Raw genomic sequence first — 22,601 nt, 5'->3', positions numbered from 1 at the left:
CCTTCGGCACTGGCCGGGCCGCGGCGCGCCCGGTGCGTCGGCGGCGCCCGTCCCGGATCGGGCGGGTGGCGCTTCTCCGTCTCGCAAAGGGGCCACCCGGCGGTGGGTGGCGCGTCCTCCGTCTCGGAAAGAGGCCCCGCGCGCCCCGCGCTATCCCCGCGCCGGACGGACCGGACGGGTGAGAAAGGTCACGCGCGGACGCGGGGATTGCCGTGCGCCGCGCAGACCTCTTGTTCGGGTGACACGGGACCCACGAGACGCGCTCGGCGGCCGTTCGCCGCGCCGGAAGGGGAAAGCATGGGCACCATCAGGGAGTTGCTGGTCGAACTCACCGGGACCGCCGAGTTCGCCGACGCCGAGCGGGTCGGTGACGACGTCGACCTCGCCGCGAGCGGCATCGACTCCGGAGACCTGGTGCGTCTCGTCCTGCTCGTGGAGCAGCGGCTCGGTGTGGAGATCACCGCCGACCACATGGAGGAGCTGCGCACGATCGCCGACTACGAGCGGTTCGTGGCCGAGCACTCCTCCGTCGGCGCCGGCGGTGCGTGATGTGGCTGACGCAGCTGCTGGAACGCAACCGCCAGTGCTGGCCCGACCGGACGGCGCTGATCGACGAGCGGCGCCGGGTCACCTGGTCGCAGTTCCACGACCGCACGCGTGAACTGGCGCGCGGACTGGCCGAGCTGGGCATCGGGCGCGGCGACCGCGTCGCGGTGCTGTCCAAGGACCGCATCGAGGTCCTGGAGACCTATTTCGCGCTCGCCCGGCTGGGCGCGCTGTTCGTTCCGCTCAACCACAGCCTGGCCGTTCCGGAGGTCGCCGGCATCGTCGAGCGCGTCGGGGCGGTGGCCGTCCTCGGCGAGTCGGAGCTGCTGGACCGGCACCCCGAACTGCCGGCGTCGGTGCGGATCAGGGTGGCGCTGGACAAGCCGGCGTTCGACGCCCTGGGCACCCTGGCCACCGAGCGCGAGCTGCCCGAGGTGGCCGACGCCGACCCGATCGCCGTGCTGCACACGTCGGCCACCACGGGGCAGGCCAAGGGCGTCACGGTCGACAGCGCCTCGTTCCGTGCCATCGCGCTGGGCTGGCTGGTCATGGCGCGTCCCACCGACGGCATCGTCATGGTCAACTGCTGCCCGCTGTACCACGGCAGCATGGTGGTGTCCCTGACCTATCTGGCCGCCGGCGCCACGATCGTGCTCATGCCCGGCTTCACCCCGCAGCGGGCGCTGGCCGCGGTGGAGGAGCACCGCGCCACCCACATGTGGCTGGTGCCGCAGATGCTGCGCTTCATGCTCCAGGCAAAGGGCTCCGCGCACGCCGACCTGTCCTCCCTGCGCGAGGTGCTCTACGGCGCGGCCCCCATGCCGCTGGACGTGTACGCGGACGCCGTGGAGCGCCTCGGCTGCGGTTTCCGGCAGGTCTACGGCATGACCGAGGTCGGTGGCCCCTTCGTCACCCTCGGCCCCGACGAGCACCCGGCGCCCGGGGACGTCACCGCCCGCATCCCCTGCGGGCGCGTCGTGCCCGGCATGTCCGCCCGCGCGGTCGACGGCGCCGGACTCGAGCTGCCCCGCGGCGAGATCGGTGAGATCGTCGTGCGCGGACCGGGTGTCATGCAGGGTTACTGGAACGACCCGGAAGCCACGCGCGAGATCGTGCTCGACGGCTGGATCAGGACCGGTGACCTCGGCTTCGTCGACGAGGCGGGGCGCATCCACCTCGTGGACCGCACCAAGGACGTCATCATCCGGGCCGGGCAGAACGTGTATCCCTCGGAGATCGAGCGCGCCCTGATGACGCACCCCGCGGTCCGGGACGCCGCGGTCGTCGGCATGCCCGACGAGGACTACGGCGAGGTGCCGCTTGCGTACGTCGTCGCCGAACCGGGCACGCGGCCCGCGGAGCTGCTCGCCCACGTCGGGGAACTGCTCGCGCCCTACAAGCGCCCGCGGCGGGTGGAGTTCATCGAGCAGGTGCCCCGCAACCCCGCGGGAAAGATCGTCAAAAAGCTGCTGCGGGCCTGAACGGCGCGCCCGCGCAGTGCCCGGCACCGCCGAGGCCGGGGTCTTGCGAGGGCTCGCCCCACAAGGCCCCCGGCCTCATGGACGATCGGCGGCGTCGCCACGGAAACCCATGGACAGCGAGGCGCCTCCATGCATGGACAGCGGGGCGCCCTCCGTGGAGGACGGTCCACGCCGGTCACCGCCCTCGCGGCGGCTCCGGCGGGTACCGCCGGGTTCGGGCCGCGCGGGACGTCAGCGCCTGTCGCGGTAGTGCAGGAGGAACCTGGCGCGCTGTTCCGGTGGCAGCCGCATCACCGTTTCGCGTACCGAGGAGGGCAGACGGGACAGCTCCCCGTCGTCGTGTCCGAGCAGGCCGGCCAAAGGATTCGACCAGGGGTCGGACAACCTCGACGGCGCGCGGTTCCCGTACATCTGTTCCGCGTAGCGGAACCCGGTGAGATTTCTCGTGATGAGCCTGCGTGTCCCCCTCTTCCTGGCCAAGGCCGAAGCGGCTTCCAGCAGCCGGATGCTGCGCTGTTTGGGCGCCGTGGCCTCGGGGACGAGCGCCACGGCGCAGTTGTTGAGCAGGATCGCGGTCCGGTCGCTGAGCCTGGAGGCGGCGAACCGGAACTTCCACGGGGCCCCGCGCAGTTCCTCCAGCCGTGGCACCACGCGTTCCGTGAGCCGGGTGGCGGCGCGATCCGGTTCGTCGCCGCGCAGCAGTTCCTGCGCGCTGCGGAGGTCGGACACGGTCGCGTCGAGCGCCGCGATGTACGGGCCGAGGCGGGACTGCCGAGTGAGCCCGCGACGGTTCTTCCTGACGAGTTTGCGCGTCTTCCTGGTGCCCGCCAGCTTCGCCGCCTCGTCGAGCAGGTCGAAGCTCTCCCGCGCGGGTGAGGGCTCGGAGGCGGGGGACAGCGCCACGGCGCAGTTGTTGAGCAGGACCGCCGTCGCGTCGGCCAGTTGGGCCGCGCTCCGCCGCTTCTCGCCGTCCTCGCTCCGGCTCAGCTCGGTGAGCTCCGGCAGCACCTGCTTCCTGAGCCGTTCGGCGGCTCGCCGGGGCTTCTCGTCGTCCAGGAGCCTGCGCACCTCGTCCAGCGACTTCACGGTCGAGGCGAGCCCCAGAAACTTGCGGTTGTCCGTGACGATCCTGCGGGTCTCCTCCGTCTCGGCCAGCGCCAGCGCCAGTTGGAGCAGCCTGGAGTCCTCCCCCGCGGGAAACGAGGTGCCGGCGCCGGAGGAGATGACGCAGTTGTTGAGCAGCAGCGCCGTCCGGTCGCTGAGTTTGGCGGTGTGGCGCCGTACGCCGTCGGTGCCGAAGGCGCGCAGCCTGGTCAGCCGCGGTACCACCTTCTTCTCCACGACCGACACCGCCCGGACGGTGTGCTCGGGGTGCAGGTCGCGGGCGCGGTCCAAGGCGACCCGCACGGCGTCCAGCTCCGGGCGCAGTTGCTGCTCGACGGCCTCGTCCAGCAGGTGCTCGCCGGCCCAGGACCAGGCTCCGAAGTGTCCGGTCATCCGTTGCGGCGACGCCGCTTTGGCGGCGAGTGCCGCCAAGGGCGTGACCAGGGTGCGGCGGACCTCGCCTTCGAGCACGGGGAGCGCCGAGGGGTCCAGGCGGTGATCGTCGAGTGCGGTGATGCGGTGGCGGAGATGGTCCCAGAATCCGGGGTGGCCGAGCGCCCGCTGCCAGCCGGCGGCGGCCGCTCCCCAGCCGTCCTCCCCCTCGGCGGGCGCCGCGCGGCCCGACAGTTCCTCGTCCAGGGCCCGGGCATGGGCCCGTACTGCCGCGTCGTGCGCCTGGTGCAGCTCCCGGTCGCAGCCGCAGGAGCCGTCCGGAGCGTCCCAGAGCCAGAACAGCTCGTCGACGATCCGGCGCTGCGGATGGTCGATGACGTCGAAGGCGGCCGCGTACTGCTCCGCGCTCCGTCGGCCCGGCACGGGCAGCTCGCCCGCGGGAAGGTGCACCCCGGCGCGGGCGGCGGTGGTGATGTGCTGCTTCTGTCGGCGGATCGTCCGGCGCGTCGCCATGGTGGAGAGCCCGGTCAGCCTGAAGGCGTTGCGCTGATAGAGCTCGGGGACGGTGAGTTCGCGAAGGCGCTCCAGGACCACCGGTGCGGTGCCGTTCGGCAAGGCGTCCTCCCAGGTGTTGCGAGTTCAACGGCGCTCTTGCCGTGTCACGAGTCGGTGTGCGGGGTCAGGACCACCGTGACGGTCCGGTTCGCCGCGTCGGTGTCGTGCGGGGCGTCCCGCTGCTCGGCGGAGGCGACCAGGAAGCCGGTGAGCGGCCGGTCGGCGGCGTCGCTGAGCACGCGGGCGGCGGTCATGGCCCGCCACAGCGAGGTGACCGAGCCTCCGCCGGTGGGGGCGCCGGGCACGTCGGCGATGTGTCCGAGGACCTCGACGCGCAGGTTCCGCTGCCCGGCGAGGCGCTCACCCACCCGGGTCAGCTGTGCGACCCCCGCGTCGGTCGGCTCGGCTCCCTGCGCGAACAGGCCCTGCGCGAAGACCACCTCCACGGAGTCCTCGTGCCGCTCCACCCGGGTCCCCGGGGTGCGGACCGCCTGTGCGAGCGCGTCGAGCGCCTGAGCACGCCGGGCCTCGGCCGCCGCGGCGGCGGCTCGCCCGGGCTGTTCCTTCGGTTCCTGCCGTACGTCCTGTCCGGCACGGGGAACGGCCGCGGAGTCGGACACCGGCTCCCGGGCACCGGACGGCAGCTGGGTGGCGAGGACCCACGCCGCCGTGATCGCCCCGGCGCACAAGGCGACGGCCACGGCGGGCCGGCCCCGGTGGCGGGCTCGGGCGAGGGCGGCGGCCGGGCCCGTGCGCCGGAACCGCCGGATCCGGGCGAGGGCGGCCTCGGCGGACTCGTCGTCCGGGTGCTCGTCGAGCAGCCGGCGCCAGCATCGTTCGGCGGCCTCCAGCTCGCCGCGCTGGGCGTGCACGCGGGCGCGCAGGTCCGTCACGTCGCGGTGCCGGGTGACGGCGGGGTCGTCGGCGCGGTCCAGTTCGCGCAGCGCCGCGTCCAGGTCGCCGGCGCGGGCTTTCGCGGTGGCCCGGGCCACGGTGTACTCGACGCGCAGCCCCGTGGCGAGGTCGCGGTCGGTGCGGGGCCCGGACACGGTCACGGGCTGGGTTTCCGTCGCGGTCACCGGCGGATCACCCCGCCCTCGACCGGACCGCCCGGCGCGTCGAGCTGCCGGGTGAGCTCGGGGGGCAGCATCTCGTAGAGCCGCTGGAGGACGTCGAGGAGGGTGTCCCGGTCGCGGGCGGCGACGGCCCGTTTGCCGCGCGCGATCACGGCGTCCGCCTCGTTGCGGGGTGTCATCACGTGGCGCATCCGGGACAACTCCTCGAACAGCTCGTACTCCAGCTCGCCGGTGGCGCGTTTCAGGTCGACGTAGAGGTCACGCGCCTGCTCCCGCAGCCGTTCGAGTCGGGCGACGTCGGCGTTCTGCATGGCCTGGCCGGCCCGGCCGCGCAGGCGCTCCAGTTCCTGCCGCTCGGCCGCGCTTCCGCCGCGCCGGAGCAGGCCCTCGCACTCCTTGAGCGCGTCTCCCAGTTCCAGCATCAGCCGTGGCGCCTCGACGGCCTCGCGCTCGACGCGGTCGAGCCGCGCGTGCAGGTCGCGAAGGAGCTGGTCGCATTCCAGGGCCCCATTCATGTCGGTGACCGCGTGGTCGATCTTCACGCGGAGCTGCTCCGTTTCGCCGGACAGCTCCCGCAGGACGGGCTGCGCTGCGACGGCCCTGGTCTCCCGCACGCGTTCGGTGAGTTCGGCCGTCCGCCGCTCCAGGCGGCGCAGCTCGGCGACGAGTTCGGCGTGCTCCGGCTGGGCGCTTTCCAGCCGTACCCCGGCCTCGAACTCCACGCCCATCGTCTCCACGACGGCCCTGGCCTGCCCGATCTTGCGGATTTCGTAGCTCACTTCGACCTCGCTGCCCTCCGGGAGGTCGTAGCGCAGGTCGCCCCGGCGGAAGGTGACCTCGCCGACCTGCTTGTTGTTCTTCGCCTCCGCGTCCTCGCCTTCGAGGAGGGGGATGCGGATGACCGCGTCGGGATGGTCCCGGGTCAGGGCGATGGTCGTGTGGAAGGTGCTGCTTCCGTCGGTCGGCAGCGCCGCCCCCTTGCGGACGATCGCGGCGAAGGCGCCGTCGTGCGTGCCGATGCCGAGCGAGTGCGTGAGGACCGGCCCCGGCGGCAGGGTGTTCGTGTGGGTGATGGTCAGCGTGTCGGGGGTGAGCTTCTGCCTCGCGCCCGAGGCGTCGGTCAGCTCCACCGTGAACCGGGACTTGGTGTCGGGGGTGATGGTGACGGTGGTGTAGAAGGAGCCGTCCGCGCCGAGGGCGACCCTCGGGCCGTGGAAGGCAGGGATCCCGTCCGGGTTGTGCAGGGAGACGCTGTAGCCGGTCCAGTCCACCCGGCCGGTGCGGTGCAGTTTGCCGGACACGGGGATCTGGGTGGTGTCCAGCGACTGGGGCTCGTAGAACAGGTCGGCGGTGAACTCGCCGGCGCGGGGGCGCGGCCGGGTCGCGGGGGCGCGGACGGTGCCGGCGTAGATGGCGGCGCCGCGGGCGACGACCGTGGACGGGTCCTGGCTGTGGTCGAGCCGGATGCCGAGCCCGTCCCGCGGGTCGGCGAGCAGCTCGCGCAGGCCGGGGGCGAGCGTGGCGCCCCCGACGAGCAGCAGCCGGTCGATGTGGTCGGGGCGCAGCGAGCCGTCGGTCAGCGCCTTGCGGCACAGGTTGATCGCCCGGGTGTAGAAGGGAAGGGCGATGTCGTCCAGGGCGCCGCGGGTCAGCGTGTACGCGAACTCCTGTTCTGTGCCGCTGTCGTCCTTGAGCTCGACGAACAGTGTCGCCGAACCGGCCCGGGACAGTTCGATCTTGGCGGTTTCGGCGGCCCCCTTCAGCTTGGCGAAGTTCGTCCGCCACCGCGCGTTGCCGCGGACGAACTCCCTCAGCCCGAGGTCGCGTTCGACGGCCGGCGCCAGCAGCAGGTCGACGATGGCCCAGTCGACGTCCTTCCCGCCCAGGTGCCGGTCACCGGCGTGCTGGAGCAGTTGGAGCTCCCCGTCCCGCTTGCTCATCACGGCCGCGTCGAACGTGCCGCCGCCCAGGTCGAAGACCATCCAGTGCGCGGACTCGGCGGCGTTGTCCACGCCGTAGGCGAGCGCGGCCGCGTTCGGCTCGTGCAGCAGCGGGCAGTGCTCCCCGAGCCCGGCCAGCACCGCCGCCTTGCCGGTGGCGCTGGACTGGTTCAGCGCGAACGCCGCGGGCACCGTGATGACGGCGACGGCCGGCGGCTCCCTCAGTTCCACGTCGGCGGCGACGTCCTGGCACAGTGACTTCAGCACCTCGGCGGACAACTGCTCGGGGGTCAGGGAGACATTCGCCCGGCGGAAGCGGTACTCGGCGCCGGCCACACCCATCCGGAGCTTGAACTCGGCGTACGCGTCGTCCGGATCGGTCTCCGCGTGCTCGCGGGCCCTGCGGCCGACGTAGGTCACTCCCTCCCGCGGCATCCACACCGCGGACGGGGTGCAGTCCCAGCCCTCGTTGTTCTTGATGATCCGGGACCGGCCGTTCTCCGCCACGGCGACGGCGCTGTTGGTGGTCCCGAGGTCAATGCCGAAATCGATGGTCTCACGCATCTGATCTCCCCTGCCGACTCCACGATCGGCTGCGTGTGCGAATCAGGAAAGAGGCGGCCTGCCGACGACGACCTCACCCATCTGGATGAGGCGTCCGCGGAAGTAGACCGAGGGCAGGAAGGTCTCCAGGACGACTTCACGGGTGAGGGCCGGGTCGTCCTCGAACGACAGGACCTTCAGCGACAGGCCGGGGTCGTAGTGGTCCCCGTCGTGATCCAGGATTCTGAGCTCGACGCCCTCCTGCAGTGCCTGGCGTGCGGTACGCAGGCTGCGGCCGATCTGCCGGGAGGCGTTTCCCGGCCCGTCGTCCTGCCGCCCCAGTCTCCGTTCCGCCTTCCACACGCCGGTGGCCGCCTCGGCGAGCCGGGCGGTGTCGAACTCCTGCGCCTTCGGCGTAGCCGCGGCGGTCGCGGCGGCGCGGCGTGCGGCGGCTCCGGCCGCTTCGAGGTTGGCGAGGGCGGTGTCGAGCACGGCGAGGTGGTCGGCGATCCGCTCGCGCTGGCCGGCGTCCAGCCGTTCCGGGGCGATGCGGAACTCCCGGGGGTGCTTCCACTGCCGGTACCAGCAGGCCAAACGGTCCTGCGTGTCTCTCCGCCTCACGTCCCCACCTCTCGGCGCTCGCTGCGACGGCGCCCCTCGGTCGTGCCGGGCCCGTCCCGCACGACTGTGGCGGCACCGCTTCGGGAGGGGTCCCGAGACGGCACCGGTACACCGGTACCGGCAGCCCGACACGGGTGACGGACGCCAGGAGCGCTTCACACGGCGCAGGGTCTTCGGGGGAGGCAGGACGTTGCACCACCTTGGGATCGACCGGCTGGAACCGGCGCTGCTGGCGGCGGCCGACGGCCTCTCGGGCGCCGTCGCCGCGGCCGTCGAAACCGGTGCCGCCCTCGTCGAGCCGTCCCACGTGCTGATCGCGCTCGCCCGGGTGCCGGGCAGCGTGACCGCGGGGCTGTTCGGTCGCAGCCGCATCCCCGTGGAGGCGTTCGTGGAAGCGCTGCGCACCCAGAGCCCGGCACACGACGGGATGCCGCCGACGGAACTGACCGACCGCACCGCTGCCTCGGCGACCCGGGAGGCGTTGGGCGCGCTGCCCGCCGGGGCCGGGGAACGGGAACTGCTGGCCTCGGTCCTGCCCCGCCTGGAACCGCCCGCCGCGCTGCTGCTGCGCGAATACGCCCGGGCCGATCTCGACCAGTGGATCAGCGAGTGCCACGCCGAACCCGGCCGGGCGCGGGAGGTGTTCGGCGACGACGGCCGACTGCTGCTCGACTGCTTCAGCCCGGGCGCGCGGCAGGTGCTGTCCGCGATGGCCGGGCCGAGGAACGACCCGGCGCCCGGCCTGCTGACCACCGCTCACCTGCTGCGGGCCATGGCCGAGGTGCCCAACGGCCTGATCGAGCAGGGGTGCCGCTTCCTGAGCCGGGACGTTCGCGTCCTGCGCCTGCGGATGGCGTCCCTCACGGGCGACGGCCGGGATGCGTCCGGGCCGGGACTCACGGGCGGCGGCCGGGGCCCGTCCGGCCCGGCACTCGCGGGCGGCGGCCGGGGCCCGTCCGGCCCGGGCGGGGCGCTCGCCCGCGACCGCCTCCCGGAGCCGCTCGCGCGCACGCTGCAGCAGGCCGCCGCGGTCGCGGCGCAGCGCGGCAGTGACCTGGTCGCCGAGCGCGACCTGCTCGCCGCGCTGCTCGACACTCCGGCCGGCCTGGCCGGGGGGCTGCTGCGCGACGCCCGTGTCGACATCACCCGGCTGCGCCGCTATGCCGAGGAGTACTACCAGGAGCTCCCCGAGCAGGCGCCGGACGCCGCGGCGCACGTGCCGCCGCCGCACGAGTCGCTCGACCGGCTGCGCGAGCGCCTGATCGGACGGGAGGCGGTCATCGACCGCCTGGCGCCCCACCTGGAGATGATCACCCGGTCGCTCAGGCGGGGCCTGCGCCTGCACGATCGCCCCCTGGGCAGGTTCCTGTTCTGCGGTCCCAGCGGCACCGGCAAGACCCTGGCCGCCCGCGCGCTCGCCGACGTGGTGTACGGCTCGGAGGACGACGTGCTCTTCTTCGAGATGGGGCAGTTCAACACCAAGGAGTCGATGAACAACTTCATCGGCGCCGCGCCCGGCTACGTCGGCTACGGGGAAGGCAGGCTCACCAACGGACTGCGCGACAACCCCCGGCGGGTGCTGCTCTTCGACGAGGTCGAGAAGGCGGACGGCAGGGTGCTCGACGCCCTCCTGCGGCTGCTGGACGAGGGACGGATCAGCGATCCCGCGGGACCGGTGCGCGACGCCCGTGACTCGGTGATCGTGCTCACCTCAAACCTCGGCGCCGCCGAGTTCGCCGACGTGGCGCCGTCGCGGGACGGCCAGGAGCCGGAGGCCGCCGCGCACGTGCGGCGGATCATGGCGGGGTTCTTCCGGCCCGAGTTCCTCAACCGGATCGACGAGGTGGTCCTCTTCGAGCCCTTCCGGCAGGACCAGCTCGAAGCCATCGCACTCGGCGGGCTGAGGCGGCAGGCCGCCCAGGTGGCCGGGCAGCTCGGGGTGGAGCTGTGCTGGACGCGGGACTTGGCGGCGCGGATCGCGGAACTGGCGATGACGCGGCGCCGGGAGGAGGCCGCCCGCGGCGTGAACCGTTACGTCGACGGCGTCCTCCCTCCCCTGCTGCGGCTGCTGGACGAGGCCGACAGCCGTGGGGAGTTCGTCGAGCGGGTGCGCATCGTGCCGGACGGCGAGCGGCTGTCGGTCGTGGACATCAGTGGGGCGGGGACCGGTGCGGCGGGCATCAGGGGGGTGGGCATCGGTGGCTGAGCTGCTCGACGGTCGCTACCTGTTGCACGAGAGGCTCGGGCAGGGCGCGTTCGGCACGGTCCACCGGGCGGAGTTCCGCGTCCTCGGGCACACGCTCCGGGAGGTCGCCGTCAAGCTCTTCCACGAGGGCCCGGCGATCCCGGCGGTCCCGGTGGGGGAACTGCTCGGCGAGGCGCTGCAGTTGGTCCGGACCGTGGCCGAGTGTCCGGATCCGGTGGTCCGCGACCGCTTCCTCACCTGCTACGACGCCGGCGTCGAGGGCGGCGGCACGGGACGGCCGTACCTGGTGACGGAACTGGCCCGGGGCGACCTGGCCGGGCGGCTGCGCGGCGGCCAGCTGCCGGTGGCGACCGTGCGCGACCACGCGCTGCAGATCTGCCAGGGCCTCGCCTTCCTGCACGAGCGGGGCGTCGTCCATCTGGACCTGAAGCCGGGCAACATCCTGGTCTCGGCGTCCGGTTCGCTCAAGATCGGCGACTTCGGGCTGGCGCGCCGCGTCAGCACGTTGCTGCGCCGCGCTCCCGCCTCCCGGGGGACGTCGTGGTACCTGCCGGCCGAGGTGCTGCAGCTGCAGGACGCGGGCCCCGAGGCCGATGTCTACGCCCTCGGCCTCATCTGCTACGAGATGCTCACCGGCCGCCTCCCGCGCCAGGACCAGCTCCGGGCCGCGGCGCCGGGCGACGGGGGCCGGACCGACACCGACGCGCTCGTACGGCTGAGGCTGCGCGACGTGGAACCGGCCGGCGCCCGCAACCCCGAACTGCGCGGCCACCCGCTCGAAGCGGTGGTCCAGCGCGCGCTCAGCCCCCTGGCCACGGACCGGTACCCGGACGCCGGCGCGTTCCTGCGCGCCCTGGACGCGACCGCGCCGGCGCCCCCGCCCCGCACCCCGACGCCGCGCCGGCGGGCCGAGGAGCTGGTGGCGCACACCCGCGCGGCGATGCGGCGCGGCGACCTCGACCTCGCGCACGAGCTGGTGCGCGAGGCGCTCGATGTCGACCGGGCGCTGCCGGACACCGCGATGGTCGCCGAGGTGTACCTCGTCGCGACCGAGCTGGCCCTCCTCCGCGAGGACCCCGTCGAGGCCCGGGCGATGGCGATGGAAGGGCTGGGCAGGCGCCGCTGCCGGGTGACGTACCAGGCGATGGCGACGGCCTTCGCGGGCACGGAGCTGGGCCGCGGCTTCGCCCGCCGGAGCCGGGAGGGGACGAGCCGATGACCGCCCCGAGCGAGCCGACGACGGCCGGCCGCGAGCCCACGACGGCCGGCCGCGAACCCACGCCCGCCGCATCCATGCCGACCACCCCCGCGCAGCGGCCCACGCCCCTCGGGCCCGAGCCGGGGACTCCGGCCGCGGAGCAGGAACGGCCGCGGTCCGGGCCCGCCCCGGTGCTCCCCGCCGAACCGGCGTCCGCCTACGAGGCGCTGTGGCAGGACGGGGAGCTGCAGCCGTGGACCCCTGCGGCGATCCGGCTGTGGGAACAGGAGGACGGCGACGACGTCGAGGTCGTCCACCACCTCGCCATCGCGCACCACGCCCGCGCCTACGACCTGGAGGCGGCCCACGACGACGCGGCCTTCGCCCACTTCGAGAAGGCGCTGCGGCACTGGGCCACGCTCTGTGGGGAGCCGGAGTTCTGGCGCCGGATGCACGAGCGCCTCGACGAGGCCATGGGCGCCCCGGTGCCGGACGCGATCGTGGCCGAGGTGCGGACGCGGCTGCCGTACGACCTGCTGGAACCCCATGTGACCCTGGCCGCCCGGCTGCGGCTCACCGATCCCGGCCGGGCGCGCCGGCACGTGCGGCTGGTGACCGGCTCCGCCTTCCCCGACGCGATCGTGGCCGAGGCGCGCGACGGCCTCGTGCGGGACCTGCTCGACGGCGTCCCCGCGGCGGTCGCCGAGGGCAGGTTCGCGGAGACGATCGACGTCCTGGAGTCATGGCTGCTCCTGGACCCGGACCATCACGGCCTGCTGCACGCCCTGCTCCTCACCGGCAGGAGCTGGATCGAGCGGCTGCGGGAGCAGCCGTACGCGCAGCGGCGGACGGAGGAGCTGCTCGACCGTGTGGACGCCCTCGTCCGCACCGGGCTTCCCCGTTCGGCGGCGCCCGGCGGCGAGCTCGCCAAGGAGCTGGCGCGGCACGAGTGTCTGCTCGCCCTCCGGGCCTTCGGAGCTCTCGGCGCGGTCAGGCCCTCGCCGGACGCGCTGGGCTCGCCGTCGGAGGTCGAGCAGGCCCGGCACCGCGGCCGGCGGGCCGCCCGCCACGTGGACCGGGCGCTGGAGCTGTACCCGGAGCTGGGCGAGGATCCGCGCTGCACGGAGGTGACGGAGCTGCGGAACGAGGGGCTGCCGCGCTTCCTGGCCTGGCTGGACGCGGTGGAGGCGCAGTTCCTGCTCACCGCGTTCGGCATCGGTGACCGGGAACTGTCCCGGGCCCGGCTGCTCCTCGACGCGGCCGGGACGTACGCGGCGGCCGATCCGGGCCTCGAGGAGTTCGTCCGCTCGCTGGAGAACCTGCTCTCGCTGCGGCAGGTGTGAGACGACCAGGAGAGATGATCCATGACCGACAACCCGTGGGCCTGGCGCGACGGGCACAACCCGTACCGCGCCACGCCCTTCCAGGTGCTCGCCCTCGCCCCGGACCTCGGCGGGCGGGGGGCGATCCGCAGCCACGTCAGGAAGCGGCGGCAGCGCATCGAGCGGCGCGCCGACCGCTACCCGCTGTTCGGACGCACCCTGCGGGTCGCCGAGGTGAACGCGGCGGAGGACCGGATCAAGGACCCGGCGCAGCGCCTGCTGGCGCAGCTGTGCACCCACCGGCCCGAGCCATCGGCCCGAGCCGCCGGTCCGACCGGACCGGTCCGATGACACGGCCGGCCGACGCGATGCGGATCGACGAGCGGGAACGTCCCCTCGCCGACCGGCCGGAGCCCCCGCAGGGCGTCGTGTGGCGGCTGCTGCGTGAGAAGGCGCGGACCGGCGACGCGGCGGCGGAGGAGACCCGCCGACAGGTCGAGGCGCACAGGAGCGCCCTCGAACACCTCGCCCGGGACGTCGCCGGCGTGCTGCACGGGTTGCACGGCGTCACGCCGGCCACCGCCGCCGACGCGCTGCCGTCGCTCGCGCACCGGCTGGCCAGGGCCCTGGAGGCCGCCGGCGCCCGCTACCTCGATCCGGCGGGCACGCCCTACGAGGAGGTCCGGATGTGGGCCGACGTGGAGGGCTGCGAACCGGTGGCGGGCCTGGAGCGGCCCGTGGTGGCCGAGACGCTGCAGCCCGGCGTGCTGATGGCCGACGGAAAGCTGACCCAGCGAGCGCGGGTGTATCTGGCCGTCCCGCGGGCCGCCGACGAACGGCAGGAGGAACAGGAATGAGCATCACCGTCGGAATCGACCTCGGAACCACCAACAGCTGCGTCGCCGTGCCCGCCGACGCGGACGTCCCCGGCAAGCGGGAACTGATCGCAGCGGGCCGGCTGCGGCCGGTCGGCGGCGCGCTGATCATCACCGACGCGTACCAGGCGCCCATCACCCCGTCGGTGGTGTGGCTGGGCGAGGACGGCGCCCCGGTCGTGGGCAGCCTGGCCAAGAACATGGTCAAGCGCGACGGGCAGCCGCCGCCCGCGATGTTCTTCAAGCGCATGATGGGCACCGACCAGCCGGTGACCGCCGGCCACGCCGACCTGACGCCGCAGCAGGCCTCCACGCACGTCCTGCGCCACCTCAAGGCCCTCGCCGAGGAGGTGCTGCGGGTCCCGGTGGACCACGCCGTGGTGACGGTGCCCGCCTTCTTCGAGATGCGGGCCAAGAACGAGACCGTGCAGGCCGGCCTCGACGCCGGCCTGGCGAAGGTGGAGACGCTCATCGAGCCGTTCGCGGCCGCCCTGGCCTCCGCCCACGGGCAGCGGCCGACCGAGCCGAAGACGTTCCTCGTCTACGACCTGGGCGGGGGCACGTTCGACGTGTCCGTAGTGGCCTGGTCCCCGGAAGCCGGCTTCGAGCACCTCGCGTTCGAGGGCGACCGCTACCTGGGCGGCTACGAGTTCGACAAGGCGATCGTGCGCTGGATGGCCGAGCGGCGCCCCGCCTACGACCTCCGCCTCGAACCGGACCGGCCGGAAGAGGCCCGCCTGCTCGCCCGCCTGCTGGTCCGGGTGGAATCGGAGAAGCACTTCCTCTCCCGGGAGCAGCAGACCGAGATCTACGTGGAGGGCGAGGCCGACCGGGCCGGCATCCCCATGACCATCAAACTGCCCTTCGGCCGCCCCGAGTTCGAAGAACTGATCCGGGACGACGTGCAGCGCACGCTCGCCCACTGCGACGCCGCGCTGCAACGGGCCGGGATCGCCCCCGCCGACCTCGACGAGGTCGTCATGGTCGGCGGCTCGTCGCGGGTGCCGCTGGTCGGCCGCCTGCTGCGGGAGCGGTACGGGCACGAGCCGCGCCTGATCGACCCCGACCTGTGCGTCGCCGTCGGCGCCGGCGTCAAGGCGGGCGCCACCGGTGTCCGGCAAGGCGTCCTGGAGATCGACCAGGTGGCGGCCGCCCTGCCCGCGACCGACATCGCCGGGCGGGTTCACCCGGGCCCGGACGGGACGGTGACGGGCCCCGTGCAGGTCGTGCTGCGCTCCGGGGACGGGGTCCGGAACCTGCGTCAGCGGACCGACCCCGAGGGGCGGTTCGTCTTCGAGGACGTCGCGCTGCACGACGGGGACAACGAGCTGACGGTCACGGTCGTCGCGGACGGGGAGGAGATCGAGACCCGCCGGTTCACCGTGACGCCCGACCAGGCGCCGCCGCCCACCGACGAGGGCGACGTGCTGGCGCACGACTTCTTCGTGGAGCTGGAGGGCGGGCCGCACCGCATCGCCCAGGCCGGGACCAGACTGCCGTACCACACCGGCTTCCCGCTGGAGACCGCCGGCCAGGGCGTGGTGCTGCGGGTCCGGCTGCACGAGGGGCTGATCCCCATCGGCCAGGTGGAGATCCACGACCTGCCCGGCACGCTGCCGGCCGGCACACCGGTGGAGCTGGAGCTGGAGTTCCGGCCCGACTGGTCGATCGACGCGGAGGTCCGGGTCCCCGCCGTCGGCATGCAGGGACGGGCGCTGATCTCCGTACCGCGCGAACACGTGCCCTCCTGGGAGGAACTGCGGCAGCGGTACGCGGACATCGGGTCCGGCTGGCAGGAGCGGCGGGCGGTGGCCCGGCCGGAGGACGCCATGCGCATCGGGCCGCAACTGGACGTCGTCCTGCGGGAGTGCGAGGCACTGCTGGACCAGCGTCAGGACCGGGCCAAGTGCCATCACCGGCTGCGCGAGGCACGGACGCTGCTGGACAGGGTCCGGCTCCCGGCCGCGGAGTCGATGCACCCGCCGCTGCCGGAGTTCGAGAACAGGCTGGCCGAACTCGCCGCGCTCTGCGACCGGCTCGCCCGCACCGACGCCACCGAGGCGCAGCAGCACCGTGAGAGCATTCCCGGGCTGCGGGCGGCCGGGCTCGCGGCGTACCGGGCCGGCAACGCCCTGGACTGGCACAGCATCAACCAGGCTGTCGAGGACCGCTGCGTCGCCGTGCACCGGAGGGTGAGCGCCGGTCAGCCGCCGCCCAGCCCGGCGAACCTCCGGTTCCTGCTCCACCAGGAGCTGCAGGAGCTGGACCGCGCCCTGCGGGACACCGACCGGGTCACCGGCGGGAAGTACGCCGGCCGGGTCGAGGAGTTCCTCGCCGAGGTGGCCGCGATCGTCGCGGCGGTGGGCAGCGTCGACACCAACGACGTACGGTCCCCCGATCGCTTCGCCGGGATCCATCGCAACGAGGTGCAGCCGCTGGCCGCACGGATCGAACACTGGATGGAGGAGATCACGGGCGACGACCCCGGAGTGATCCCGCTCAGGCGACGCGGAGGCGGTGAGTGGCCGTGATCGACTGCCCCCTGTGCGGCCGGACGCTGACCGCACCGGCTCCCGAGTGCCCGGTGTGCCGCGGCGACCTGCGTCCGCTGGCGCGGATCGCCGCACTGGCCGACGAGCACTTCAACCGGGCGGTCGCGCTGGCCCGCAGGCAGCAGTGGCACGGCGCCGCCGAGCATCTGGCGGTCACCCGCGCGCTCAGCCCTCACGACGTCGACGCCATCGTCCTGCTCGCCAAGGTCCGTTACCGCCAGCGGGGCGGGCAGCGCGCCGAGGCCGGTCGACTGCTGCGGCGGGCGGTCGAACTGGCGCCGGACCGCGAGGACGTCCGCGCGGCGCTGGAGGAGGCCGCCCGCCCGCAGCGGCAGCCCGGGCAGGGGCGCAAGCGGCGCCGCCGATGAACCGTGAGAGGCAGGTGAACGTACGTGCGCGACGCGTCGTCGTCCGGGAACGGCCCCGAGCCCGGGAGCGGCCATGAACCCGGGGGCGGCTACGAGCGGCTCCGCGAGCGTGGCAGCCGGGCCTTCTCGGCGGGAAACCTTCGGGAGGCGATCGAGGCCTTCGGGGACGCCGTGCGTCTGCGCCCCGATCTGGTGACGGCCCACCTCGACCTCGGCAGGTGCTTCGAGGAGACCGGCAGGACCGAGGTCGCCCGCCGCATCTACGAGCACGCCCTGCGCACCGACCCGGCCTCGCCCCTGGCCGCGGCCGCGCTCGCCGGCCTGCCCGCCAGACCACCCGCCCGGCACGCCTTCGAGCTGGGGCAGGTGGTGCGCAGCCCGGACAACTCCTACCGCGTGCTGGAGCGCAGGATGGGCGGGCACGGCGCGGTGTCGATCGTGGAGCCGGAGGGGCGCAGCAGCTTCTTCGACCGCGTCGGGTACCGCCGCTACGTGCTCAAGACCTTCAACCTGCCGCAGCCGTGGAGCGACGAGGACCGGGAGCGCTTCGCCAACGAGGCCCAGACGTGGGTGCTGCTGGAGAGGCACCCCAACATCGTCACGGCACTGTGGGTCGAGCGGGTCGAGCACCACCACTGCCTGCTGCTGGAGTACGTCTCCGGCGGCGACCTGGACACCGCCCTGGCCAGGGGGCCGCTCGCCCTGGAGCGCGCGCTCCGCTTCGGCCTGCAGTTCTGCGACGGCATGGAGCACGCCTCCCGCACCCTCGGCGTCCTGCACGGGGACGTGAAGGCGGCCAACTGCCTACTGACCGAGGACGACACGCTCAAGGTCACGGACTTCGGCCTGGCGCAGGTGTTCGGTCCCGCGCAGGCGGTCGGCGGACGGCTGCTGGAGCTGCGGCCGGAGGTCAGGGCCGTCTACCTGGTGCCGGGCGGAACCCGCAGCTACCGGGCGCCCGAGCAGTCCCGGATCGGGGCGCGCGTGGACGTACGGACGGACATCTACGGTTTCGGCGTGCTGCTCCACCAGATGGTCACCGGCGATCTGCCGGTCAGCGGCAGCATCGCCGCCGAGCACATCAGGGCACGGACCGGCCCGGACGACTTCCCGGCGGGACTGCGGGAGTTGATCCTCGCCTGCGTGGAACGGGAACCGCAACGGCGACCGCGCAGCTTCCGCGGCCTGCGCGGGGAACTGCAGGCCGTGTACGAGAGGGTCGTCCGGCGGCCGGCGCCGACGCCGGCGCAGCCCCTGCCCGGCGACCGGGACCTGTACATCCGCAGAGGAGCGGCGCTGGACGAGCTCGGCCGGCACGAGGAGGCCCTCGCCTGGTTCGGCAAGGCGTTGCGGGTCGCTCCGGGCGACGGCTGGGCGCTGCACAACAAGGCCCTCGCCCTGATCGCGCTGGGGCGCCGCGACGAGGCGCTGGCCTGTCTGGATCAGGCGCTCGAACGCTATCCGGGTTACACCCAGGCCCTCCAGGCCAGGGCCAGGCTCCTCACCACCATGGGGCGGCACCAGGAGGCGCTGGAGTGCCTGGCCCAGGTCCTCGATGGACCCGGCCGGATCGGCCCCGGTCACCTCGCGGACGCGCTCGGCCACGTCGGCGATGCTCTGCGGGACGGTCGCGGCGGCGACTTCGCGGACGTGCTCCGCGGTCTCGGGGATGCGGCGCGGGTCGGCAGCCGAAGCGACGGCGACCTCGACGACGTGCTCCGCCGTGTCGGGGCAGTTCTGCAAGGCGGCGGCCCTGACGCGCCGCGCCGCACCGGGGAAGCCGGGCAGGCCGGTCGGCGCGACGGCGGCCTCGCGGACGCGTCCGGCGGGCGAGCCGGGCGAAAGGGCTCCCGGTATTCGCAAGGCGTCCTGCTGGCCTGGCAGATCGCGGCCGCCGAGGCCGCGGCGGGGTGCGCGCCCGCGATCGAACCGGCGCACCTCATGCTGGGGGTGTGCAAACTGGGCGACAGCCGGTTGCCCGAACCGGCGGTTGCCGTGCTGCGCACGGCTCCCGCGCTGCGGGCCGAGATCGACGCGCTGCGGGGCCGGTTCCGCCGGGCGGGGCTGGACGTCGCCCCGTTCCGCCGCCGACTGCGCAGGCGCCTCACCCGTCCCGTGCCCGGCGCGGCGCCCGACGGGCCGCCGAGCGGGGCTCCCCGCGACGGCGTCATGCACCGGACGCCCGCCGCCCGTGCGGTCTTCCGCCGGGCCGAGGAGCTGGGGGCCGGGGCGGGGTCGTCCGGCGCCGGGGCCGGGGCGTGGACGTCCGGCGCGTCCGTGGGTCTCGCCGAACTTCTGCGGGCTCTGCTGGAGACGCCGGCTCCGCCCTGGGACGAGCCGGCCGCAGAGCTGGGCCTGGAGGACGGGCTCAGGTCGCTGACGCACGACGACGGAGGTCCTCGATGACCGGCGCTCCCGACGACGGCGCCGTCGGCCTGGTCCTGATGCTCGCCCTGGGCGAGGCCGCCGTCGGCGGCGCCGACGCGGTGGAGCCGGTGCACGTCCTGCTCGGGATCTGCAAGACGTGCGAGCTGCCGGCGGCCGACGCCGGGCTCGACGGTGAGGTGCGAGAGCTCAGGGCCGCCTTCGAGCGGGCGGGACTGGACACCACGTCCTTCCGTCGCCGGCTGCGCGCCCGGGTCGCGCGACCGGACCGGGCCCGGGGCGACGACGTGCCGCCAGGGAGCGACGTCGCCCACCGGCTGTTCGCCCGGGCGACGGAACTGGCCGTGGCACAGCACCGCGACGGGGCGGGACTGTCCGACCTCCTGGCCGCCGTGCTGGAAACCCCCTCCGCGCCGTGGGCGGCGCTCGCCGCCGAGATGGGTGTCCCCGATCTGCGCGCCGCGCTGCTGCCGGGACGGCCGGAGCCGGGCGGGCGGCCGGGAGCCGTGCAGTCGGGCGGACGCTCTGCCCAGGTGTCCCTCACGGTGCTCCGAGGCCCGCTCCAGGGGCGGACGTTCGAGTTCTCCGAACGCACGACGTGCGTCGTCGGAAGGACGGAGGACTGCACGCTGCGCTTCCCCGAGGACGGGGGGACCTCGGGGCTCTCCCGGCATCACTGCCTGTTCGACATCAATCCCCCCGACGTGCGGGTCCGCGACCTCGGCAGTTCCAACGGCACGTTCGTCAACGGCGACAGGATCGGCCGACGGAGCGCCCGGCCACCGTCGCAGGGGGCGGACCGGACCGCGTGGTCGGAGCGTGATCTGGCGGACGGCGACGAGATACGGCTGGGCGGCGTCCGGCTGCGGGTCGGCGTCCGCGTCCCCGCCCGCTGCGCCACATGCGGCACGACGGTCCCCGGGACCGAGAAGGAGGCGGCGGAGGGAGCGGGCAGCCCGGACGCCCGCCGGTGCCGTCTGTGCCGTACCACAGAACCGCCGTCCACCCCCGGCGCCCTTCCGCCACCGCGCCCGGAGGGTGCGTGCTCGGCGTGCGGCGGCGGGCTCGGCGCCCAGCGCATCCGCCGGCCCCTCGCCGGGGAGCTGTGCGCGGCGTGCAAGGGCGACCCGGAGCGGGTCGTGCAGCAGCTCCTGCGGGTGGCCGAGGACGGCACCGGGAACCTGAACCTGTTCGGCGGCTACACGATCCGGCGGCGGCTGGGGAAGGGCGGCATGGGCGCGGTGTACCTCGCCCACGACCCCCAGACGGACGAGCCGTGCGCGATCAAGGTGATGCTGCCGCAGGCCGCGGCGAACGAGACGGCCAGGGCGCGGTTCCTGCGCGAGATGTCGACGGTCGAGATGCTGCGCCACCCGCATCTGGTACGCCTGCACGACCACGGCTGCTGGAACGGCATCTTCTTCTTCGTCATGGAGCACTGCGACGGAGGAGACGTCGCCGGGCTGGTCCACCGGCGGGGCGGCCGGCTGCCGGACTACCAGGCGCTCGGCATCACGCTTCAGGTGCTGGACGGCCTGGACCACGCGCACCGGGCGGACGTCCGGGCCTACGACGCCGAGGGCAGCCCGCTCGCGGTCCGCGGGCTCGTCCACCGGGACCTGAGCCCGCGCAACATCTTTCTGCACGGCGGCATGGCCAAGGTCGGCGACTTCGGTCTGGCCAAGGCGTTCGACGCGGCGGGCCTGAGCGGGCTGACGCACACCGGGACCAGCGCGGGCAGTCCGTCGTACGTGTCCAGGCAGCAGGTGCTCCAGTTCAAGCACGCACGGCCCGAGGTCGACGTCTGGGCCGCCGCGGCCTGCCTGTACTACATGCTCACCGGCTCGGCTCCGCGTGACTTCCCGCCGCACGCCGATCGATGGCGGGTGGTCCTGGACAGTCCCGCCGTGCCGATCCGCCACCGGAACCCCGGGGTGCCGGAGCGTCTCGCGAAGGTGATCGACCACGCCCTGACCGAACACCCGCGCATCGGCTTCGGCACCGCGGCGGAGTTCCGCCAGGCGCTGCTGGAGGCCCGGGAGTGACGGGGGCGCCTCCGGGACCCCTCCCGGACGCCGGTGTCCAGCATGGGCACTCGGCGAGTGCGGGCGAGTACGGTCGACTGGCGCGACCGTCTCAACTCCTCCGGTGCGCAGTCCGTCAAGGCCCGGACCGCAGTGATCAACGCCATCGGGAAGATCAACACGGCCCTGGGCAGGATGACGGCCGATGAGGACGGTCTTGACGGGACACTCGTACGGTTCGCGGTCGAGCGGGAGTCGCCGCTCGACCAGGCAGGTGGGGTCGTACGGGACCGTGTGGCTGCCGGTGTGCATGGCGGCCTCGCCACCGGGACGTCTTCGCGCGGGTCCACCCCACCGACCACGAGCCCGCACCGACGGGCCGACGCCGTGGACGACGACGGCCCCGCCCATGGAGGACGGGGCCCAAGGCGTCGGTCCCCGAAGGAGTCACCGGCTCAGGCGGGGCCACTCGACGAGGGACGGACAGCAACCGCGTCAGACCCGCCACGGCGGCATCGGGCAGAGGTTGCCGCACGGCCGGACACAGGTGATCGAGCCCGGCATCAGCAGGCCGGCGTCGTCCTCGTCGTCCGCGCCTCCCGTGAAGCAGACCTCGGGAACCCAGCCCCAGCGGCCGTTGTCGGCCAAGGCCATCGTGCTCCCGGTTCGGGGCGGCCGGCGCGCGGTTCGGCGACACGGTTGCCGCGCCGCCCCGGCCGCGGCAGCCGCCTCGGGTCTCCGGTGGCACGGCCGGCGCCGCGCGGCCCGGCGGGCCCGCGAGCGGGCTGCCGCTCGGCGACGTGCGGCAGGAGTGCCGGGGGCGGGCCCGTGCCGCGGTGCGGCTGGAGGGCCGGAACTGGAACACCGGCTGCTGGAGAGCGTCCGGAGATACGGTCTGGTCGTCGCCTGGGAGGAGGTGGTGGTGCCGACGCTGCGCGCCGTGGGCCGCAAGTGGGAGTCGTCCGGCGACCGCTGTGTGGAGGTCGAACACCTGCTGTCCTGGCACGTCGCCGGCGCCCTGCGCAACGCGCCACTGCGCTGCCGTGCGTCGAGCCGGTCACCGGCGCCCCGCCGGTGGTGCTGGCCTGCACGCCCGGTGAGCTGCACTCCCTCCCGCTGGAGGCGCTGACCGCTGCGCTGGCCGAGCGTGGGCTGCCGACGCGGACGTTGGGGACCGCGGTGCCGGCGGAGGCTCTGCTTGCGTGCGTGCGGCGCACCGGGCCGGCCGCCGTCGTGCTGTGGGCGCAGGCCCGCTCCACGGCGTCGTGACCACTGGCCCGGCACGTCGCCGCCATGGAGTGGGGGCCGGCGGGCGCGCGCGGCCGGCCCCTCGTGCTGCCCGCCGGTCCGGGCTGGGACCGACGGACGAGCGCCGGCTTCCCCCGCTGCTCGGGTCTGCTGGACGCCGTGGA

Annotated in this window: 17 protein-coding genes; 12 read left to right on the top strand and 5 right to left on the bottom strand. The window is 74.2% G+C overall.

What is annotated here, in order from left to right; all coding sequences use genetic code 11:
- Positions 1-297 precede the first annotated feature (297 nt).
- Both ACZ6KF_RS12280 and ACZ6KF_RS12275 read left to right on the top strand, forming a co-directional pair.
- Positions 298-549: an acyl carrier protein gene (locus tag ACZ6KF_RS12280; protein WP_356628028.1), complete on the top strand. Its 252-nt coding sequence runs from the start codon at positions 298-300 to the stop codon at positions 547-549.
- Positions 549-2,027: a class I adenylate-forming enzyme family protein gene (locus ACZ6KF_RS12275; RefSeq protein WP_469238407.1), complete on the top strand. Its 1,479-nt coding sequence runs from the start codon at positions 549-551 to the stop codon at positions 2,025-2,027. The genes ACZ6KF_RS12280 and ACZ6KF_RS12275 overlap by 1 nt, the downstream gene beginning before the upstream one ends.
- Positions 2,028-2,258: 231 nt before the next feature.
- Here ACZ6KF_RS12275 and ACZ6KF_RS12270 read toward each other — a convergent pair whose 3' ends face one another.
- The 4 genes from ACZ6KF_RS12270 to ACZ6KF_RS12255 are packed head-to-tail and all read right to left on the bottom strand — an operon-like array spanning position 2,259 to position 8,259.
- The gene (locus tag ACZ6KF_RS12270) at positions 2,259-4,139 is read right to left on the bottom strand and encodes a hypothetical protein (RefSeq protein ID WP_469238406.1); all 1,881 of its coding nucleotides are present in this window, start codon (positions 4,137-4,139) and stop codon (positions 2,259-2,261) included.
- 44 nt (positions 4,140-4,183) lie between these two features.
- A complete protein-coding gene (locus tag ACZ6KF_RS12265) occupies positions 4,184-5,158 on the bottom strand; it encodes a tetratricopeptide repeat protein (protein WP_469238405.1) in 975 nt (324 codons plus the stop codon).
- A complete protein-coding gene (locus tag ACZ6KF_RS12260; RefSeq protein ID WP_469174711.1) occupies positions 5,155-7,659 on the bottom strand; it encodes an Hsp70 family protein in 2,505 nt (834 codons plus the stop codon). The genes ACZ6KF_RS12265 and ACZ6KF_RS12260 overlap by 4 nt, the downstream gene beginning before the upstream one ends.
- Positions 7,660-7,701: 42 nt before the next feature.
- Positions 7,702-8,259 (bottom strand): hypothetical protein, encoded by a 558-nt coding sequence (locus ACZ6KF_RS12255; protein WP_469157627.1) that lies wholly within the window; start codon positions 8,257-8,259, stop codon positions 7,702-7,704.
- 190 nt (positions 8,260-8,449) lie between these two features.
- Between ACZ6KF_RS12255 and ACZ6KF_RS12250 the strand changes: the two genes are divergently transcribed.
- Genes ACZ6KF_RS12250 through ACZ6KF_RS12210 form a run of 9 tightly spaced genes read left to right on the top strand, consistent with a single transcriptional unit; the run spans position 8,450 to position 21,210 of the window.
- Positions 8,450-10,465 (top strand): AAA family ATPase, encoded by a 2,016-nt coding sequence (locus tag ACZ6KF_RS12250; protein ID WP_469238404.1) that lies wholly within the window; start codon positions 8,450-8,452, stop codon positions 10,463-10,465.
- Positions 10,458-11,684 (top strand): serine/threonine-protein kinase, encoded by a 1,227-nt coding sequence (locus tag ACZ6KF_RS12245; RefSeq protein WP_469157629.1) that lies wholly within the window; start codon positions 10,458-10,460, stop codon positions 11,682-11,684. The genes ACZ6KF_RS12250 and ACZ6KF_RS12245 overlap by 8 nt, the downstream gene beginning before the upstream one ends.
- On the top strand, positions 11,681-13,006 hold the full coding sequence (locus ACZ6KF_RS12240; protein ID WP_469238403.1) for a hypothetical protein: 1,326 nt from the start codon (positions 11,681-11,683) through the stop codon (positions 13,004-13,006). Before ACZ6KF_RS12245 ends, ACZ6KF_RS12240 begins: the two co-directional genes overlap by 4 nt.
- Positions 13,007-13,027: 21 nt before the next feature.
- Positions 13,028-13,336 carry a hypothetical protein gene (locus ACZ6KF_RS12235; RefSeq protein ID WP_469238402.1) on the top strand — a complete coding sequence of 103 codons (309 nt, stop codon included), beginning with the start codon at positions 13,028-13,030 and terminating at the stop codon, positions 13,334-13,336.
- Complete coding sequence (locus ACZ6KF_RS12230) at positions 13,333-13,842, top strand: hypothetical protein (RefSeq protein WP_469238401.1); 510 nt, start codon at positions 13,333-13,335, stop codon at positions 13,840-13,842. Before ACZ6KF_RS12235 ends, ACZ6KF_RS12230 begins: the two co-directional genes overlap by 4 nt.
- Positions 13,839-16,391, top strand: a complete 2,553-nt coding sequence (locus ACZ6KF_RS12225; RefSeq protein WP_469238400.1) for an Hsp70 family protein — start codon at positions 13,839-13,841, stop codon at positions 16,389-16,391. The genes ACZ6KF_RS12230 and ACZ6KF_RS12225 overlap by 4 nt, the downstream gene beginning before the upstream one ends.
- Positions 16,382-16,780 carry a hypothetical protein gene (locus ACZ6KF_RS12220; protein WP_469157634.1) on the top strand — a complete coding sequence of 133 codons (399 nt, stop codon included), beginning with the start codon at positions 16,382-16,384 and terminating at the stop codon, positions 16,778-16,780. The genes ACZ6KF_RS12225 and ACZ6KF_RS12220 overlap by 10 nt, the downstream gene beginning before the upstream one ends.
- A gap of 24 nt (positions 16,781-16,804) precedes the next feature.
- Entirely contained in the window at positions 16,805-19,186 is a 2,382-nt protein-coding gene (locus ACZ6KF_RS12215) for a protein kinase domain-containing protein (protein WP_469238399.1), read from the top strand.
- Complete coding sequence (locus tag ACZ6KF_RS12210) at positions 19,183-21,210, top strand: protein kinase domain-containing protein (RefSeq protein ID WP_469238397.1); 2,028 nt, start codon at positions 19,183-19,185, stop codon at positions 21,208-21,210. The genes ACZ6KF_RS12215 and ACZ6KF_RS12210 overlap by 4 nt, the downstream gene beginning before the upstream one ends.
- Positions 21,211-21,684: 474 nt before the next feature.
- Here the strand turns inward: ACZ6KF_RS12210 and ACZ6KF_RS12205 are convergent, their stop codons facing one another.
- The gene (locus ACZ6KF_RS12205) at positions 21,685-21,843 is read right to left on the bottom strand and encodes a hypothetical protein (protein WP_469238396.1); all 159 of its coding nucleotides are present in this window, start codon (positions 21,841-21,843) and stop codon (positions 21,685-21,687) included.
- Between the two features lie 420 nt (positions 21,844-22,263).
- On the opposite strand from ACZ6KF_RS12205, the gene ACZ6KF_RS12200 reads away from it, so the two are divergent.
- Complete coding sequence (locus ACZ6KF_RS12200; RefSeq protein WP_469157637.1) at positions 22,264-22,458, top strand: hypothetical protein; 195 nt, start codon at positions 22,264-22,266, stop codon at positions 22,456-22,458.
- Positions 22,459-22,601 lie beyond the last annotated feature (143 nt).

Source organism: Streptomyces sp. NPDC046379 (genome assembly GCF_055587785.1).
This window is presented reverse-complemented; position numbering and strand designations above follow the sequence as displayed.